Genomic DNA, 17,645 nt, shown 5'->3' with positions numbered 1-17,645 from the left:
TAATCTGCTTATTCCAATACTGAATAGTCGCCAATGCTAACCGCAGTAAACTCACCGTTAAACACCGCATGGTTGCCTATCATGGCATTATCCAGCACTGCATTTGTAATTACCGAGTGCGATTGCACCAGGCTGTTTTTTATAGTACTGTCTTCTACCGTAGTAGCTGCACCAATAGAAACATTAGGGCCTATGGTGCTGTTTTTTATCACTGCACCTTTACCAATATAACATGGTGGTATAATAGTACTGTTGTGCAGCTCTGCCTCTTCCGACACCATATTTTCGCCATCCTGTTCTAAAAAAGCCAGCATACGGCTATTGGTTTCTACCGTTACGTTTTTATTGCCGCAGTCCATCCAGTGCTCTACCTTACCGGGCACAAATTTCATGCCTTTTTGTTTCATGTTTTCAAGGGCATCGGTAAGCTGGTATTCGCCCCCCTTAACCACATTATTATCTATAAGGTATTGCAGTTCGTTACGCAGTGTTTCGCCACTTTTAAAATAGTAAATGCCTATTATAGCCAGGTTGCTTACATATTCTTTAGGCTTTTCAACAAAATCGGTTATCTCGTTTTTATCATTAAGCTTCACCACGCCAAAAGCAGAGGGATTTTCCACCTCCTGCACCCATATTACACTATCGGCTGAAGTATCTAACGTAAAATCAGCCCTGAAAAGTGTATCGGCATATGCCACTACTACCGGGCCGCTCATACTTTCTTTAGCGCTAAGTATGGCATGTGCCGTACCCAGAGGCTCTTCCTGATAATAAATGGTGCCTTTAGAACCCAGTTTTTCGGCTATGGCTATGAGGTCTTCGGCTACTTTTGAACCAAAATCCTTATGTATTATAAATGCTATTTCATCAATTTCACGGTTTAAAACCGCCGCTATATCTTCAACCAGCCGGTGCACAATAGGTTTACCTGCTATAGGTATAAGCGGTTTTGGTACTGTAAGTGTGTGTGGGCGCAGGCGCGAACCCCTGCCTGCCATAGGTACAATAATTTTCATTAATTTATAGTTGTAATTTATATGCCACCAGGGCCAAACCCTGTTTACTCTTCTGTTATATTATAGTATCAGCAGTTATATAGCAACGGTGCAAATCCGTATTTGATATAAACCCGCTTCTGCTCATTACTGTATTACTTTGCCCCGGTACTGCCAAAGCCTCCGGTACCACGCACCGTTTCGCTCAGCGCCTCAGCTTCTTCCCATGTGGCACGCTCATGCCTGGCTATTACAAGCTGTGCTATACGCTCGCCATCTTCTATTGTAAAAGGCTCATTGGATAAATTTACTAAAATTACCCCAATCTCACCCCGGTAATCCGCATCAATTGTGCCGGGGCTGTTTAAAACGGTAATACCTTTTTTGGCGGCAAGCCCGCTTCGGGGGCGCACCTGCGCCTCATACCCAACAGGCAGCTCTATAAAGAGCCCGGTTTTTACAATGGCGCGCTCCAATGGTTTTAGGGTTATAGGCGCATCAATAGTAGCACGTATATCCATACCGGCAGAGGCAATAGTTTCGTAATTAGGAAGGCTGTGCTTAGATTTATTGATAACTTTTACGGTTACTGTCATGACTGTTATATTTTTTATTCTTTAAGGAATTTTAGTAAAGTTTGTTTTTCTTTTTTATAGATGAACCCGATAAATACAGCAAAAGAGGCTATGCCGAACACATACGTATGCCGCAGCACCGGCACATAAAATGAAATTGCCGAAAGCCCTACAGCCACCCCCATATACATACCCATTGTTTTAACATCATACGGTATAGGGTAATATTTTGCCCCTACAAAGTAAGATACCACCATCATTGTGGCATAGGCGCATACCGTAGCTATAGCAGACCCCATATAGCCCCAAACGGGTATTAGCGCAAAGTTAAAACAAAGTGTTACCGCTGCGCCTATGCACGATATGTAGGCACCCATTTTTGTTCTATCTGATAGCTTGTACCAAACTGAAAGGTTGGTATAAATGCCGAGACACAGGTTGGCAAGTATAATAAGCGGCACCACCTTCATACCCTCCCAGTATTCGGGGCTACGCACTATAAATATCTTTAATATATCGGCAAAGGCGATAACCCCAAGCAATATGACCGACCCGAATATGACAAAGTATTTGGTTATAACAGCATAGGTTTTCGGGGCATTTTCATTTTTAGCATGGCTAAAGAAAAACGGCTCAATACCCAGGCGGAAGGCCGTAGTAAAAAGCGTCATAAACAAAGCCAGCTTATAACAGGCAGAATATTTACCAATCTCATCTTCGGGCACCCCCATAAATTGTAGCAGGGGGCGGTCAAACGTTTCATTTATGGCAAAGGCAATACCCGCCACCATAACCGGCAGCGCATAGCGCATCATACGCATCCAAAGGGCCTTGTCAAACTTCCACCGCACTTTAAAATAATGGGGTGAGAGCACCAAAAATGTAGCCAGGCTTGCCAAAACATTGGCTACAAACACATACCCCACCTGAAAGTTTTTAATATAAATGGTTGCAGCAAAACTATCAGGATGCGTTTCGGCAATTTTTGGCAGCCACAATAAAAAGAAAAAGTTTAGCAGGGCATTAAAGGCAACGCTGCAAATTTTTATTACCGAATAAAATATGGGGCGGCCTTCTACCCGGAGCCTCGAAAAGGGAATAATAGCAAGCGCATCCAGCACCAGTACCCAAATGGTAAGGGTAACATATCTGGCATTAATGCCGGCAGCATCGGCCAGATAATTGCGGCCTAACAACCCTATGCATAAAAATAATATTGACGACCAAAACAATGAAATGGTACTGGTGCCCAGTACGCTTTTTTTATCTTCGGTAGTGTAAAACCTAAAAAAAGCCGTTTCCATACCATAGGCCAGCACCACATTAAAAAACACCAGCCACGAAAAAATAATGGAAACCTGCCCATACTCGCTACTGTCCATTACGCCCGGTGTGGTATGCAGCGGCGTAAGTAAAAAGCTGAACAGGCGCGGCACTACCGTAGCAATGCCGTATATGGCGGTTTGTTTAAACAGGTTTTTGTACAGGCTCAAGGCTAAGTGTTACTTTTAAAGCAAAAGTAGCGAATATTTTGGGTATTTAGGTAAAAGCTGCATACTACATATGGCTATGCCGCGCAGCCGTACCGTTGGCTTTTTTGTTATATTAGCACCAACTAATCCAATCTCAATGAGAAGTCTATTTTTTTTATTATTGACCATATCCTTTAATGCATTTGGGCAAGACGGAGAATTCAACGGGTTTTTATCTAAAAAGGATGATGGGACTTATCTGTTTTACGAAATTTCAAATGATAGTTTATTATCTCCCCGCCTGGTTAGCTTTGTTGAAATGGATACTATCGGGCTTCAGAAAAAAGCTTATTCATATTTCACTCCCAGATTTAAAGATGAAAGGCATATTAGTGTAATCGGCAAAAAAGAAAATAAAATCTCATATTACAATGACCTTCCATATTATAAAATTCTAATTACACGGGTGTCAGCATATGAATATTATAATTTCTATAAGAAAAACAAAACACGCATCAATACGTATAGCCAGGACAGTATTTATGAAGGCTTTTATGTTAATGAATTTGAAGGACAGGCTTTTCATGTTTTAAAACCTAATGGAAAATTAGAAAAAGTAACTGGCTGCGCATCATTTCAAAAAAGAGAAATAAAAGACTCTCTCCTCAATATTAATTTTCCACGTTTTAGAGCAATTGCAAATAAAGGAATAAAACTGAAAGTAAAAGGGTATAGGGAATATGGCGACATGTATGGTTACGGGCATTACGGTATGGATGATTATGAAATACATATAGATAAAATAATAGAAATAGATACTTTAATAAATTTCCACAAACAACTAAATAAAGAACTGGAAAAAGGATATGTAATAAATAAAGATACTGCTTATCTACCTGTAGATTTTATCATTAACAAAGAATATAAATTTATCTCAAAGGAGGGAAAAATGCATATTGAGCTATATTTAAAAAAAACATCAACCTCTGAAATTGACTATAAGTTTGTTCTGTATAAAAAGAAGAAAATTGTGTTGAGTAAAAATGGAAACTTGCTTTTAAACCCAATTTCTTATATATCGGCATACATATCTAATAAAGAGTACAGTACAAATTTGCTATATGAATATATTGATGAATTGTATAATGATAATAGAAATACATTTGACCGATGGTCGCAGAATAAGTTATTGATACCATTTAATGAAGTAACCTCAGAGTTTAGTTTTAAAATTAAATATGATTATAAAGATTTGAAGTTCACATTCTTTTTACTTAATGATTAAATTACCCATTTAACAAAACCTTTCATTGCTGTATTTAAGCGCAAGCCGTAACTTTGCCTGCTTTATGACTTTTCGACCTTAGGCTTTATGGACTTACATTACAAGAATATAGAAATCAGCTATACCGATACCGGCTCGGGAAACACTATTATATTACTGCATGGCTTTTTGGAAAACCAAACCATGTGGGAGTTTTTTGTACAGCAGTACAGCCAAAGCTACCGCGTTATAACCATAGACCTGCTGGGGCACGGCAAAACGCCCTGCATTGGCTACGTACATACTATGGAAGACCAAGCCGATGTAGTCTATGCTGTAGTAAACCACCTTCAGGTAAGCAATGCTATCATTATGGGGCACAGCATGGGCGGGTATATAGCCCTTGCCTTTGCCAACCTGTACCCCGAAATGGTAAAAGGTATTGTACTCTCTAACAGCAGCGCGCTGGAAGATAATCCCGAGAAAAAAGCCAACAGGGTACGCGCCATTAAAGCCGTAAAACAAGATGCCAAAAATTTTGTACGCATTAGTATTGCCAACTTGTTTAGCGAAGACAATCGCGAACGCCTTGCCGATGAAATTGAAGTCCTTAAAAAACAAGCTGTAAAAACACCACAACAGGGCATTATTGCTGCATTGGAGGGTATGAAAATGCGCGAAGACCGACAAAGATTGCTACATGAAGGCAAGTTTGCTATTTTGCTGGTGTTGGGCGAAAAAGACCAAAGTCTGCCCTACCAGGACCATGCCCCACAGGCAGAAGCTACCGCCGTACAACTGGTAACCTACCCCAACGGGCACATGGCACATATTGAAAACCGCGATGCATTACTTGCTGAAACACTGGCGTTTTTTAAGCAGGTATTTGCCTAATCCAGCTTTTCTGTAAAGTCCTGCTCCGGGTTAAGTATTTCGTTTATTAATTGCACTAACTGCGATAAATACTCCTGCATTACATCGGCAGAAATCACTTCGGTTATTGGTACCGACTTATCTATCATATCCTTAAAGGTAAAGCCCATAAAACCGCTTTTCATATTTTTAAATGATATTATTCCGGCTTCAATTTCTTTACCATTGGCTTCGGGTTCATACATAAACACATAGGTAAGCAACTGTATAATCTTGTCAAATTTAATATCGGCTGTAAGCCCCTCCCACTGTTTTAAAGTAACGTTAAACTTATCTACTTTCCCGGTTTTATAATCCACAATCCTTATCCGGCCGTTGCGCTCTTCAATACGGTCTATATTCCCCGAAATTAGTACCGGGTAAGGCAGCCGCTCATCTTTCAGCCAGCGGGAGTATTTGGTTTCCAGCGAAAGCAGTTTTACCGCATCACCTTCCTCAATAAGTTTCTGCTCCTGTTTTAAAAGATTATGCACATTGCGTTTAGCAACCTCAAAAGCCAGCAGGTTGCGCCCTTTTTTAATTTCACCCTCTTTATATACCAGCTTAAATTGCCGCATTACCTCATCATCGGCTAAAACATTCATGTTTTCAATATCGTGCAGGGCAAGATATTTACCAATATAGGGTTTATACAGCTCTTCTAACGCCCCGTGAATAATAGTACCCAGTGTATTAAGGGCAATACTTTCTTCTACCTCATCCATTTCCCGTATGCGTAGCACCTTTTGGTAATAAAACTGTATCGGGTTACGTATATACCCCGTAAGTGCAGAAGGAGAAAATCCCGAAACTGTGGCAATTTCCCGTAAACGCTCCTGTACGCTTTCGGTTTTGGGTATTGTCATAGCCTCATACGCTTTATCGGGCAAGTAGGCATTATAAATAACCTTTTGCAGGTTGTGTTTAGGTTGTGTTTCAATTTCAAGCTGGGTGATAAAACGGCTTGGCTCCCCGGCATCAAGCCCCTCACTTTCGGTATTATACAAAAGGTACACATTTTTAGCCCGTAGCAGTAAATGGTAAAAATGGTAACTGTATATGGCATCCTTTTCTTTATAGGTGGGCAGCCCGAGTTCAAGTTTCACATCATAGGGAATAAAGGAGTTCTGCGTTTTACCAGCAGGGAATTTACCTTCATTTACCGATGTGATGATTACATTTTCAAAATCGAGTACGCGGCTTTCCAGCACGCCCATAATCTGTAGGCCCGAAAGGGGTTCGCCCTCAAACGAAACCTCGGCAAGTTCGGCAGCTTCTTTATAAACCGAATGTAATACCCCCAGGCTGTTTATGTGCGGATGCTGGCGGCTATAACTTATTATTTTATTAATTACTTTAAAAACCGAATATAAAAAGGCTTTGCTTATTTTATCCTGCTCATTATCATCTCCCAAAAACTCTTTTATTTCCAGCAGTATTTTCTGCAGCCGTTCTGCAACGCCTGCCCCATCAGCCTGCCAGCGTTCAAAAAGCAGATTAAAAAAGGGTGTTGCTGTTTCCTGTATTTCAAAAAGCTTTTTATCAGAAAAAAATGTAAAGTTATTCGACTTGATAACATCCAGTGCTTTTTTTGCCCCGGCATAAGGCTCTACCAATGGGTGGGTAAGTATATCCAGCACCTCACGGTAATAAAACGTATAGCCAGATTCCCGGTTAAGGGCATTGGTGTGAAGCTTAAAAAGCTTTTGAAGCAGTATTTGCGCCGGGTTGTTGCGGCTGCTGTACCCCATAGTAATATTAAGGCTGCCCACACCCGATGGTAAACTATACAGCAAAGGCACTAAAAGGTTTTCTTCGGCCAATACTATAGCGGTTTTATCCAGGCTATACCCCTCTCCAATAAGTTTTTCTGTAATCTGTCCGGCTATTTTAGCCTGCCCCACTGTTTTTGGCGTACCAATAATGTTTATGTTTTTGGGTTCGCTATAGTCATTAGTAATCCATTCAAAAGGCTGTTGTGCATAGTGCCGCCACTCTTTTTTAAACTTTCTCACAAACAATCCGGCATCGTGGTAGGGGTCCTGCAAAAACACATAATCTATATCCCAGTATATTTTTGCCTGGCCTGTCATCATCAGGTGCTGAATAATTTTTTCTTCAGCAGCATTTAAGGCATTAAAACCGGCAAATACCAGTTGCCTTTGCTGTAACGAAGCGCTGTAATGCTCAATATTATCAACTGCCTCACGGTAAATAAGCCCCTGGTAACCTATACCTTTATCCTGTAAATGTTTGTATAAAGTATGGTAATACACTGGGAATTGCCTGTGAAACTCCAGATAATTATCTATCATTGGCGTACGGTTGTCAGCATCTACCGCCCAATGTTCTATTTCTTCAATGTTTTCAAGGTATTTCAGCACATAATCTGCATTGAGTAAATAGCGGTCTATCTCATTAAAATCCTGTAAAAGGGTTTTGGCCCAGTTGGCAAAATTTTCAAAAGGCTGTTGCTTGTCTTTAGGCGTAAGCCCCAGGTAAACATTATAAAATTCAAAAAGCAGCTCTATAGTATCAATAGGGCGTATACCGGCCACATCCTGTATAAAATCTTCAATACTAATAATTACCGGGGCAAAAATTACCCCGCTTATTTGTTTTTTAAGCGCTTCTAATAAAAATATGCGGGCGCGCCTATTGGGCAAAATTATGGTAACGGCATGAAGTTTATTACTGTAATCCTGTACTAATTGTACACTTAGCTTTTCAAGAAAGGTTTGGTTTGCCATGGTGTAAAAATAAAAAACGCCCCCGAAACCGGGAGCGTTTTAAAAGTTTTATTTAAACTGGGTGGAAAAACTATTCGTTGTCTTTGATTAGTTTTACCTCAACCCTACGGTTTTGAGCTTTACCAGCAGCCGTTTTGTTTGTTGCTATAGGCTTAGTTTCACCATAACCTGTAGATACTAACCTGTCAGCTTTAATACCGTTTTCTATAAGGAAGTTTCTCACAGCAGCAGCCCTGTTTTCAGATAGGGTTTGGTTAAGTTCATTACTACCATCACTGTCTGTGTGTCCTTCTAGTGTAAACCTTGCTTGTGGGTATTCTTTAAATATTTCAAGCATAGATTTAAGTACCGGCATGGTTTCTTCTTTAAAGCTTGATTTACCACTGTTGAAAAGGATAGTTCTTGCATATTCGTTAAGCCTTGTCATTACTTCTTCAGTAACTTCAGGACATCCACGGTTTGCAGCTGTACCTTTTACAGTTGGGCAAAGGTCATCTTTATCAAGTACTCCGTCACCATCAGTATCTGGCCAAGGACAACCGTTATTAGCTTTAGGACCTGCCACATCCGGACATTTGTCATCTTTATCAGCAATACCGTCACCATCTGTATCAGGACAACCTTGAAGGCTTGCAACACCAGCTACATCCGGACATGCATCTTCTGCATCTGTAATACCGTCGCCATCCGTATCAGGACAACCGTTAAACTGTGCTAAACCAGGTACAGTTGGACAAGCATCGTCTTTATCAGGTATACCGTCACCATCAGTGTCAGGACAACCTTGGAATTGCTCTAAACCAAACTCTTCAGGACATGCGTCATCTTTATCATATATACCATCACCATCAGTATCTTTACCTCCAAATTTGAAAGTAATACCTGCAAAATGCTGGATATGCCTTGGCACATTAGCATCAGCCTGGTCTTCAAACGTATGTTTGTAAGTAGATTGTACTGTTAAACCAACATTTTCTGTAAACCAGAAGTTGATACCAACACCTCCGTTTACTGTACCGTTACCTCTTTCGTCTAACCAGGTATAACCACCACCAATATGCACGTAAGGGTTAAACCATGAATCCTGAAGGAAACCGTATTTGATGATACCATCCACCCCATAGTAAGTCCAGTCACCAGGGTTAGAAGTCATATAATCCTGTGTGCCGGGTGTACGGGTTACTACTTTATCAATTTTGTTTACCGAACCGGTAATACCGAAAGAAAAAGCATCTCCTATATTTCTGGAAACGTTTACATACGAAACCGAGGGAAGTATGTTCCACTGGTCTGTATTAAAATATTGGCTGAACTGGTCGCCAAATTCTGACGCTGCGCCAAAACGGGTACTAACTGCATTAACACCAAAGGAAACAGCCCAAGGGTTGTCTTCGTCCTGCGCGTGGGCATTTAGGCCCACTACCGCAAGGGCAGCAATGAATAATTTGTTAAGTTGTCTCATACTTTTTTATTTAAATTACGTGTAGGTTATATAATACAAAATTACTGCCTTAAAACAGACCAACAAAACATTTTATTAAATAAAATCCTACACACACACCTAAATTGTAGTTAAATTAGCGTTAATGCTTTGCCAACCTCGGTAAATGAAGCTATTGCATAGTCCAGATGCTCCTTTGTATGGGCGGCAGAAAGCTGCACCCTGATGCGGGCTTTTCCTTTTGGTACCACCGGGAAAAAGAACCCTATAACATAAATTCCTTTTTTAAGGAGTTCATCTGCCATTACCTGGCTCAGCTTGGCATCATACAGCATTACCGGCACTATGGCGCTGTCTCCATCAATAATATCAAAACCGGCTGCTTTCATACCTTTTTTAAAGTAATTGGTATTCCACTCCAGCGTATCGCGCAGCGAGGTATCCTTTTCGAGTAATTCAAACACCTTTAACGAAGCCCCCACTATAGCCGGAGCCAGTGAATTTGAAAACAAATATGGCCTTGAACGCTGCCTTAACAACTCTATAATTTCTTTTTTACCTGTGGTATAGCCTCCCATAGCGCCTCCAAGAGCTTTGCCCAGGGTACCGGTAATAATATCTATACGCCCCATAACGCCTTTTGCTTCGGGGGTACCTTTACCTGTTGCTCCTATAAAACCTGCGGCATGGCACTCATCTACCATAACAAGGGCATCATACTTATCGGCCAGGTCGCATATTTTATCAAGCGGCGCTACAAGCCCGTCCATACTAAATACACCATCGGTTACAATAATTTTAAACCTGTGCCCGGCTTCATTAGCCTTAATAAGTTGCTGCTCCAGGTCTTTCATGTTATTATTTTCATAGCGGTAGCGGGCTGCCTTGCACAGGCGCACCCCGTCTATAATGCTGGCATGGTTAAGGCTGTCTGATATTATGGCGTCTTCTGCGCCAAGCAATGGTTCAAAAACACCTCCGTTGGCATCAAAAGCGGCAGCATACAAAATAGTATCTTCAGTACCGTAAAATTTTGCTATACTCGCTTCCAGTTCTTTATGTATATCCTGCGTACCGCAAATAAAACGCACAGATGACATACCAAAACCGTGGGTATCTAAGGCATCTTTAGCCGCCTGTATTACTTCCGGGTGCGATGAAAGCCCCAAATAGTTGTTGGCGCAGAAGTTTAAAACCTTTTGTCCGCTGTCAAGGGTAATCTCTGCCCCCTGTGGCGAAGTAATTATACGTTCTTTTTTATACAGCCCTTCTTCTTTAATATTTTCAAGCTCTGTGGCTAAGTATTCTTTAATTTTTCCGTACATATATTTTAATTTTCAGTCGCAGTCGCAGTCTTCAGTTAGCTGCAAAAGCCGGTTTATTATTTATTTAATTATAATAGAACTAATCTGATGAGCATTCAAATCGTTCAGGATTATTGATCATAAAATTAATTAGTTTCCCTGCTTCTATATTTTTATCTAATAATTCCTGAATTTTTGATGCTGCAAATATCCGCATTTTAATGCAAATTCCAGCCAGACATTAGTCTCAGAATTTTCAGCATCACAATCTGTGAGTTTACTTATAAAATGGTTTACATAGCTTCTTTTCCTGTAAGCTTCAGCAATATTAGCACAAACGCTTCTGGAAGACCCTCGTACTGAAAACTGCAACTGCGACTGAAAACTATATTTCCACCACCTCAATATGCTGCCTTATATAAACCAGTGTTTTCTTTTCAACCTCAAGGTCCATTAACTCCAACACCTCCTGATAATTGCGGAGCTGCTTTACGTATTTATCCTGGTGCGTACCGGTTTTATAATCCAGCAGCCACGCTTTGTTGCCCCTCAGTACTACTCTGTCCGGCTTTACTGTTGGCAATGCCCGGCCAATAATATTCTGCTCATTATATACTGTAGCACCTTCCGCAAAAAATTCATTAAGTGCCTCATGGTGCACAATATTTTGCAGGGTTTGTTCCGCCATGGGCACATCGGCTACTGTTATCAGCCCTTCTTCAACAGCCCTTTGCAGTGCGTTGCCTATATCTTCAGCAATATTTATATATGAAAGTATTTGGTGCATTACATTACCAAACTCAATAGCCTCCTGCCGTTGTGTACCCCACATAAGCGCTTCGCGGCGGGCAATTTTTACACTACCCATATCCAGCGGTTCACCAACAACCTGTATGGTTTGCTGCCCTTTTAAAGGCGGCTCAGGTTCAGAAAGCCGTTGTGGGCTGCCAAACGTATATTCCGCCACGGTGTTGTCAAACAGCCCTTTTTGCATCAGGTACCTGATAAAGAAAGACGACATATTATTGGTCAGTTCACCTTTAGATGTAAAGTTGCGTGACGATATAATATGCAGCTGCTCTTCGGCACGGGTAAGCGCAACATATAATATGTTAATATTATCCAGCAATTCCTGTTGCGATTTAATATGGTAAAGCGCTGCGGCCTTTTCGCCATATTCTGCCACAGCTTTGCTGCTGTCTATAAGTGCCTTCTGAAATTCAAAGGTTTCATCATCCAGTTCCAGCCACAGCTTATCGCGGCGCGAACGGGCATAGTCTTCTTCGGCAAACGGAAAAATAACCACCGGAAACTCAAGCCCCTTGCTTTTATGTATGGTCATAATGCGTACCGCATCATTACCCTCGGGTGATGGAATACTGAATTTAGAGCCGTTATTATCCCAATAATCCAGAAAATCACTTATCCCCGCCTGGGTGCGTATATCGCGCTCCAAAACCAAATCCATAAAATACTGCACATAACTCTGGTTGGCCTTATTGGGTATAAAGGCACGTACAATGGTTTCAACCGCTTCATAAAGCGATTTTTTACGGCAGCTGTTAAACGAAATAATTATACCGTGTTGTGCGAGCCAGTCCTCTAAGCCTGCTTCGGTTTCACAACCCATGCCACGGGCTATAAAGTTATGCCTGTCGGCTTCCTGCCTGGTACTGGCCGCAAAGTATAAAAAGTAGGCCCTGGCCTCTTTATTATTACTGTTTTTTAGGTACCTAAGTATATTAATAATCAGTTTTACCTCGGTAGCGTTTTCTATCAGCAGCGTTTCAGAAGATAATATCGGTATACCCTGTTCTGTAAGATAATTGGCAAGTAATACCCCGGGCTGCCGCTTGCGGGTTAACAAAACAATATCCCTGTAACTAAAACCTTGCTCTAAAACACTATTTATGGCTTGCAGGGTAGCTTCAAGGTATAATGTATTTTTATCAGCCGGTTCTACTTCTTCCTGCTGCTGCATTTCGGGCAGGAAAGAAATACTGACATACCCGCCGTTTTTTATATTAAACTGTTGGTTGCTTTCAGCATACATCTGCCTGTAATCGGTATTTTCAAACTCAGCAGAAATCAGGTTGAAAAATTCGTTATTAAAATTAATTACCTCATCAAAACTACGGTAATTGGTATCCAGGTTAAAGGTGTGCTTATCTGGGTTAGAAAACGGGTTGGCCTCCGGTTTTGCTAAGTCTATAAACTGCTCTGCATGCCCCCCGCGCCAGCGGTAAATACTTTGCTTGGCATCACCTACCAAAAGTAATGAGCCACGGCCATACAAAGGGTCTTCTCCCGCCAGGGCATTGCCAATAAGCGGTATAAGGTTTTGCCACTGCATTTGCGAAGTATCCTGAAACTCATCTATAAAAAAATGGCGGTAACGCTCCCCCAGCCTTTCATAAATAAATGGAGCCGGCTGGTTTTGAATTTCGCGGTGAATAATGGCATTAAATTCAGATATAGAAAGTATGTTTTGCTCTTTTTGTATACGTTCCATTTGCTCCCCAATAGAATTCAACAATGAGAGCGGGGTTATATTTTTAAGAAAGGCGGTATAAAAATTCTTTTTCTCATAGTTTTTATATACCTGTTGCAGCAGGGCCAGCATTTGCGGCAAAACACCTTCAATTGCATCAAGGTCTTTTGCTGCTTTATTAATGGCTACTTCATCTGCCTCATAATATTTTTTATGAGTAGGCTTTAACGCTCCATCTTTTATATAGCCAATGTGGTTAGTAAATGTACCGCGCGAAAAAGATTTCGGGTCTATGCCCTGTTGTGCAATAACAGCGTCAAGTTCATGGCCCAGCGTTCGGGATTCCTCTTCCAGTATCTTTACCTGCTGTTTTAATTTTTCCCTTATAAATAAAAAATGGCTGATGTCTTTTCCCTGAAACTGTTTCAGTTCATTACGGTTATTTTCATCTATTAGCAGTTTACCTGTTTCAAGCAATTCATAAGTAATATCCCAGCTTTTATCATCATCCGTTTTATCCAGCGAAAAATCTACCAGTAACCCTGTGAGTACTTCATCATTCCCGGCCCGGGCTATAACGGCATCTACTGCCTCCTGTAGCAGCAGGTCTGTTTCGAGTGATACATCAAACGACAGCGAAAGGTTAAGGTCGTGCGCAAAAGCACGTATAACCTTATGGGTAAAACGGTCTATAGTACTAATATCAAAAGCCGCATAATTGTGAATGATGTTTTTTATAATGGCTTTGGCTTTATCTTTTATAGTAGCCATAGAAAGCCCCGTTTCTGCAGAAAGGTCTTTCATTAACGCCTCGGCGCGCGCTCCCGGTTCATCTTTGGCAAAATCGGATAGGTTTAAAACAATACGCCGTTTCATCTCCTCAACCGCCTTATTGGTAAAGGTTATGGCAAGTATACGGCGGTATGCATCATTAACTGGCGACTCCAGCAAAATGCGAAGATATTCTTTTACAAGTGTATACGTTTTGCCAGAACCGGCAGAGGCATTATAAAGGGAAAAAGCTTTTTTAATTGGCATGTGTTTTTTTACTACTATTTACAAAGGTAATTATAATAAGAAAAGTAAAATACACAGTAACAATACTGTTTATAAATATTGTTATTATGAAATAAAATTTATCTTTAGATCTTTAAAAAGTATGTAGTAAATAATGATATTTAACTCACTTGACTTTGCTGTTTTTTTACCTGTAGTTTTTGTTTTATACTGGTTTGTTATAAACAAAAATTTAAAATTGCAAAATCTGCTGTTGGTGGTGGCCAGTTATATTTTTTACGGTTGGTGGGACTGGCGGTTTCTTGGACTTATTTTTTTTAGTACAATACTTGATTTTATTATTGGCATCTGTTTAAAAAAACAGCAACGCCCTACTATCCGGAAAACTCTTCTGTGGTGCAGTATAATAGTAAATCTTGGCCTGTTAGGCTTTTTTAAATATTATAATTTTTTTCTGGAAAGTTTTCATGATGCCTTTTCCTTTTTTGGCCAAAATATAGCAACACAGTCATTAAATATCATTCTGCCTGTTGGCATTAGCTTTTACACCTTCCAAACATTAAGTTATACTATAGATGTGTACAAAAGAAAACTGGAGCCAACCACAAATTTTATTGCCTTTTCTGCCTTTGTAAGTTTCTTCCCCCAATTGGTTGCCGGCCCCATTGAAAGGGCTACGCATTTATTAGGACAATTCTACAAAAAAAGAATTTTTAATTATGACCTTGCTGTAAATGGCCTGCGCCAAATATTATGGGGATTATTTAAAAAAGTAGTGATTGCGGATAATTGTGCACAATTTGCAAATGATATTTTTAATAATTCAGAGCAATTTTCCGGCGCAACGTTATTTTTAGGCGCCGTGTTTTTTACGTTTCAGATATATGGAGATTTCTCCGGCTATTCTGATATTGCTATAGGTACCTCAAGGCTTTTTGGGTTTGATTTAATGGATAACTTTAGGCACCCTTATTTTTCAAGGGATATTGCCGAGTTCTGGAGGCGCTGGCATATTTCACTCTCAACCTGGTTTAGAGACTACTTATATATACCATTGGGCGGCAGCAGGGGTTCTACATTTATGAAAGTGAGAAATATTTTTATAATTTTTATTGTAAGTGGCTTTTGGCATGGCGCCAACTGGACATTTGTACTTTGGGGCTTTATAAATGCATGCTATTTTTTACCCTTACTGCTCGCTAAAACAAACAGACATAATATAGGGGAAATTGCAGGTGCACGAACTTTACCCACCATTAGAGAATTTAGTGCTATCATGATAACTTTTGTGCTCACCGTTTTTGCCTGGATATTTTTCCGGGCAAAAAATGTACATCATGCTATTAGTTATATACAAGGTATTTTTAGTAATTTTCACTCCTATATAGATATTCATACCTACGGCAGTTATAAAAAACTAATCTTACTCATAATGTTCTTTCTGCTATTAGAATGGCAGGGCCGAAATAATAGGTTCGCAATTGAATATCTGGGTATCACCTGGAAACGACCCGTAAGAATAGCTTTTTACTACGCGCTCATATTTATAATTTTTTGGTTTAGTGGCAGCCGCCAGGATTTTATTTATTTTCAATTTTAAATGGTATCCCTTAAAAAATTTATTCTTAAACTAATAGTATTTGTTGCACCACTACTGGTGTTATGGGGAGTGTATGAATATTTACTCCGGGCAATGCCTTCTGCTTACACATTAAAAAGAAATCTGCTGGAAAAAAATTCTGAAGATATACATACCCTTATATTAGGGAATTCTTACGCCCACTACGGGCTTAACCCTAAATATTTTGCAGGCAACAGTATTAATGTGGCATACTCAGGCCAGACTATTGATTATGATTATTTTATTTTTAAAAAATATGAAAAAAGGTTTACCAACTTAAAAAACATTATTATAGCTATTGGCGATGATAGTTTTTTTTATTCATTAGATGATGGAGAAGGAAAATGGAGAAAAGCAGAATATGTATTAAATTACAATTACCCCTCAAGTGAGCTTGCATACCATTTTCGGTCATTTAATGCCAATTTTAACGAAAGTACAGCAGCCCTTTTTAATTACGTGATCGGAAATTATGATCCTGTAAGGTGCTCATCAACAGGTTGGGGAAATGATTATACCTCTGTTAAGCAACAAGACCTTATAAAAGGCGCCGAATATATTACCCGGCACAGCCACATAGATATTAATGCTAAACTCAGCCAGAATAATTTTAATGAAATGACTGAAAAAATTAAATATATAATACGTTGGGGAGAAAAGCACAATACAGCTGTATTACTTATTACAACACCGGTTTCTAAACCTTACCGTGACAGGATGGATAAAAAACAAGTAACCGCTACCTTTAGAGCCGCACAAAATTTAGCAGATAATTTTAGCAATGCCCATTACTATAATTTTTTTGCCGATAAGCGTTTTACCAATAATGATTTTTATGATTCAAACCACCTTTCAGAAATTGGTGCAGAAAAGCTCTCATTAATTGTAGATAACCTCATTGGTAAAGCCGATAATGATAAATAATGGTGCTTTAATTTTTGAGGCCAAATACATTACGGTTTTTTCAATTCACAATATTTTCACATTTTATTAAGAAAAATAATAACAAATGTATATTTTGTATGAAAGTTAAAATGAGTAAATTTGAATTAAAATTAATACTAATCTTTTAATAACATACATCATTATGCCTTTTGAACTACCTAAACTGCCTTATGCATACGATGCTCTTGAGCCTAATATAGATGCCAGGACTATGGAAATACACCATACAAAACACCATAATGCCTACACTACAAACCTTAATAATGCTATAGAAGGTACCGACCTTGAAGGTAAAACTATTGAAAATATACTTATAAACCTTGATTTGGGTAATACCGCTCTAAGAAATAATGGTGGTGGCTATTATAACCATAATCTTTTCTGGACCATCCTTTCGCCTAAAGGCGGGGGCGAGCCAACAGGCGAGCTTGAAGAGGCTATTGATAAAGCATTCGGTTCTTTTGCAGAATTTAAAGCTGCATTTAATAAAGCGGCTGCAACAAGATTCGGATCTGGCTGGGCATGGCTTTGTGTACACCCGGGCGGCAAGCTTGAGGTTTGCTCTACTGCCAACCAGGACAACCCCCTTATGCCGGAAATAGGCTGTGGCGGCACGCCAATACTTGGCCTTGACGTGTGGGAGCACGCCTATTACCTAAACTACCAAAACCGCAGGCCTGATTATATTGAGGCTTTTTGGAATCTGGTAAACTGGGAAGAAGTAGCAAGGCGCTACGCTAACGAAAAATAATATATTATTTTTCTTCTTATACTGTATAAAAGGGGCTGTCTCAAAAGGGACAGCTCCTTTTTTTTATAATCAATTCTGATTTCTCTTTATTTACTGATTTATAT

At 39.8% G+C, this 17,645-nt stretch carries 13 protein-coding genes; 5 read left to right on the top strand and 8 right to left on the bottom strand.

Annotation, left to right across the window (positions count from 1 at the left end):
- Positions 1 to 8 precede the first annotated feature (8 nt).
- The 3 genes from ABS766_RS13310 to ABS766_RS13300 form a co-directional block, all read right to left on the bottom strand.
- On the bottom strand, positions 9 to 1,019 hold the full coding sequence (locus tag ABS766_RS13310) for a sugar phosphate nucleotidyltransferase (protein WP_408085684.1): 1,011 nt from the start codon (positions 1,017 to 1,019) through the stop codon (positions 9 to 11).
- A 134-nt stretch (positions 1,020 to 1,153) separates the two neighbouring features.
- On the bottom strand, positions 1,154 to 1,594 hold the full coding sequence (dut, locus tag ABS766_RS13305) for a dUTP diphosphatase (RefSeq protein ID WP_408085683.1): 441 nt from the start codon (positions 1,592 to 1,594) through the stop codon (positions 1,154 to 1,156).
- A gap of 14 nt (positions 1,595 to 1,608) precedes the next feature.
- Entirely contained in the window at positions 1,609 to 3,066 is a 1,458-nt protein-coding gene (locus ABS766_RS13300) for an oligosaccharide flippase family protein (protein ID WP_408085682.1), read from the bottom strand.
- A gap of 70 nt (positions 3,067 to 3,136) precedes the next feature.
- Between ABS766_RS13300 and ABS766_RS13295 the strand changes: the two genes are divergently transcribed.
- Both ABS766_RS13295 and ABS766_RS13290 read left to right on the top strand, forming a co-directional pair.
- Positions 3,137 to 4,330 (top strand): hypothetical protein, encoded by a 1,194-nt coding sequence (locus ABS766_RS13295; protein ID WP_408085680.1) that lies wholly within the window; start codon positions 3,137 to 3,139, stop codon positions 4,328 to 4,330.
- A gap of 87 nt (positions 4,331 to 4,417) precedes the next feature.
- Positions 4,418 to 5,203 (top strand): alpha/beta fold hydrolase, encoded by a 786-nt coding sequence (locus tag ABS766_RS13290; protein ID WP_408085678.1) that lies wholly within the window; start codon positions 4,418 to 4,420, stop codon positions 5,201 to 5,203.
- Here the strand turns inward: ABS766_RS13290 and ABS766_RS13285 are convergent.
- The 5 genes from ABS766_RS13285 to ABS766_RS13265 form a co-directional block, all read right to left on the bottom strand.
- On the bottom strand, positions 5,200 to 7,971 hold the full coding sequence (locus ABS766_RS13285) for a PD-(D/E)XK nuclease family protein (protein ID WP_408085677.1): 2,772 nt from the start codon (positions 7,969 to 7,971) through the stop codon (positions 5,200 to 5,202). The genes ABS766_RS13290 and ABS766_RS13285 overlap by 4 nt on opposite strands.
- A gap of 70 nt (positions 7,972 to 8,041) precedes the next feature.
- Positions 8,042 to 9,433 carry an OmpA family protein gene (locus ABS766_RS13280; protein ID WP_408085676.1) on the bottom strand — a complete coding sequence of 464 codons (1,392 nt, stop codon included), beginning with the start codon at positions 9,431 to 9,433 and terminating at the stop codon, positions 8,042 to 8,044.
- Positions 9,434 to 9,543: 110 nt separating this feature from the next.
- The gene (kbl, locus tag ABS766_RS13275; protein WP_408085675.1) at positions 9,544 to 10,737 is read right to left on the bottom strand and encodes a glycine C-acetyltransferase; all 1,194 of its coding nucleotides are present in this window, start codon (positions 10,735 to 10,737) and stop codon (positions 9,544 to 9,546) included.
- 156 nt (positions 10,738 to 10,893) lie between these two features.
- Positions 10,894 to 11,088, bottom strand: coding sequence for a four helix bundle protein (locus ABS766_RS13270; RefSeq protein ID WP_408085742.1), 195 nt, complete (start codon positions 11,086 to 11,088; stop codon positions 10,894 to 10,896).
- 13 nt (positions 11,089 to 11,101) lie between these two features.
- On the bottom strand, positions 11,102 to 14,245 hold the full coding sequence (locus ABS766_RS13265) for a UvrD-helicase domain-containing protein (protein ID WP_408085673.1): 3,144 nt from the start codon (positions 14,243 to 14,245) through the stop codon (positions 11,102 to 11,104).
- Between the two features lie 133 nt (positions 14,246 to 14,378).
- Between ABS766_RS13265 and ABS766_RS13260 the strand changes: the two genes are divergently transcribed.
- From ABS766_RS13260 to ABS766_RS13250, 3 genes are all read left to right on the top strand, one after another.
- A complete protein-coding gene (locus ABS766_RS13260; protein WP_408085672.1) occupies positions 14,379 to 15,824 on the top strand; it encodes an MBOAT family O-acyltransferase in 1,446 nt (481 codons plus the stop codon).
- Between the two features lie 93 nt (positions 15,825 to 15,917).
- Positions 15,918 to 16,769 (top strand): DUF1574 family protein, encoded by an 852-nt coding sequence (locus tag ABS766_RS13255; protein WP_408085671.1) that lies wholly within the window; start codon positions 15,918 to 15,920, stop codon positions 16,767 to 16,769.
- A 163-nt stretch (positions 16,770 to 16,932) separates the two neighbouring features.
- Positions 16,933 to 17,541 carry a superoxide dismutase gene (locus ABS766_RS13250; protein WP_408085670.1) on the top strand — a complete coding sequence of 203 codons (609 nt, stop codon included), beginning with the start codon at positions 16,933 to 16,935 and terminating at the stop codon, positions 17,539 to 17,541.
- Positions 17,542 to 17,645: the final 104 nt, after the last annotated feature.

The organism is Flavobacterium rhizosphaerae (assembly GCF_046000445.1).
GTDB classification, from domain to species: domain Bacteria; phylum Bacteroidota; class Bacteroidia; order Flavobacteriales; family Flavobacteriaceae; genus Flavobacterium; species Flavobacterium rhizosphaerae.
This window is presented reverse-complemented; position numbering and strand designations above follow the sequence as displayed.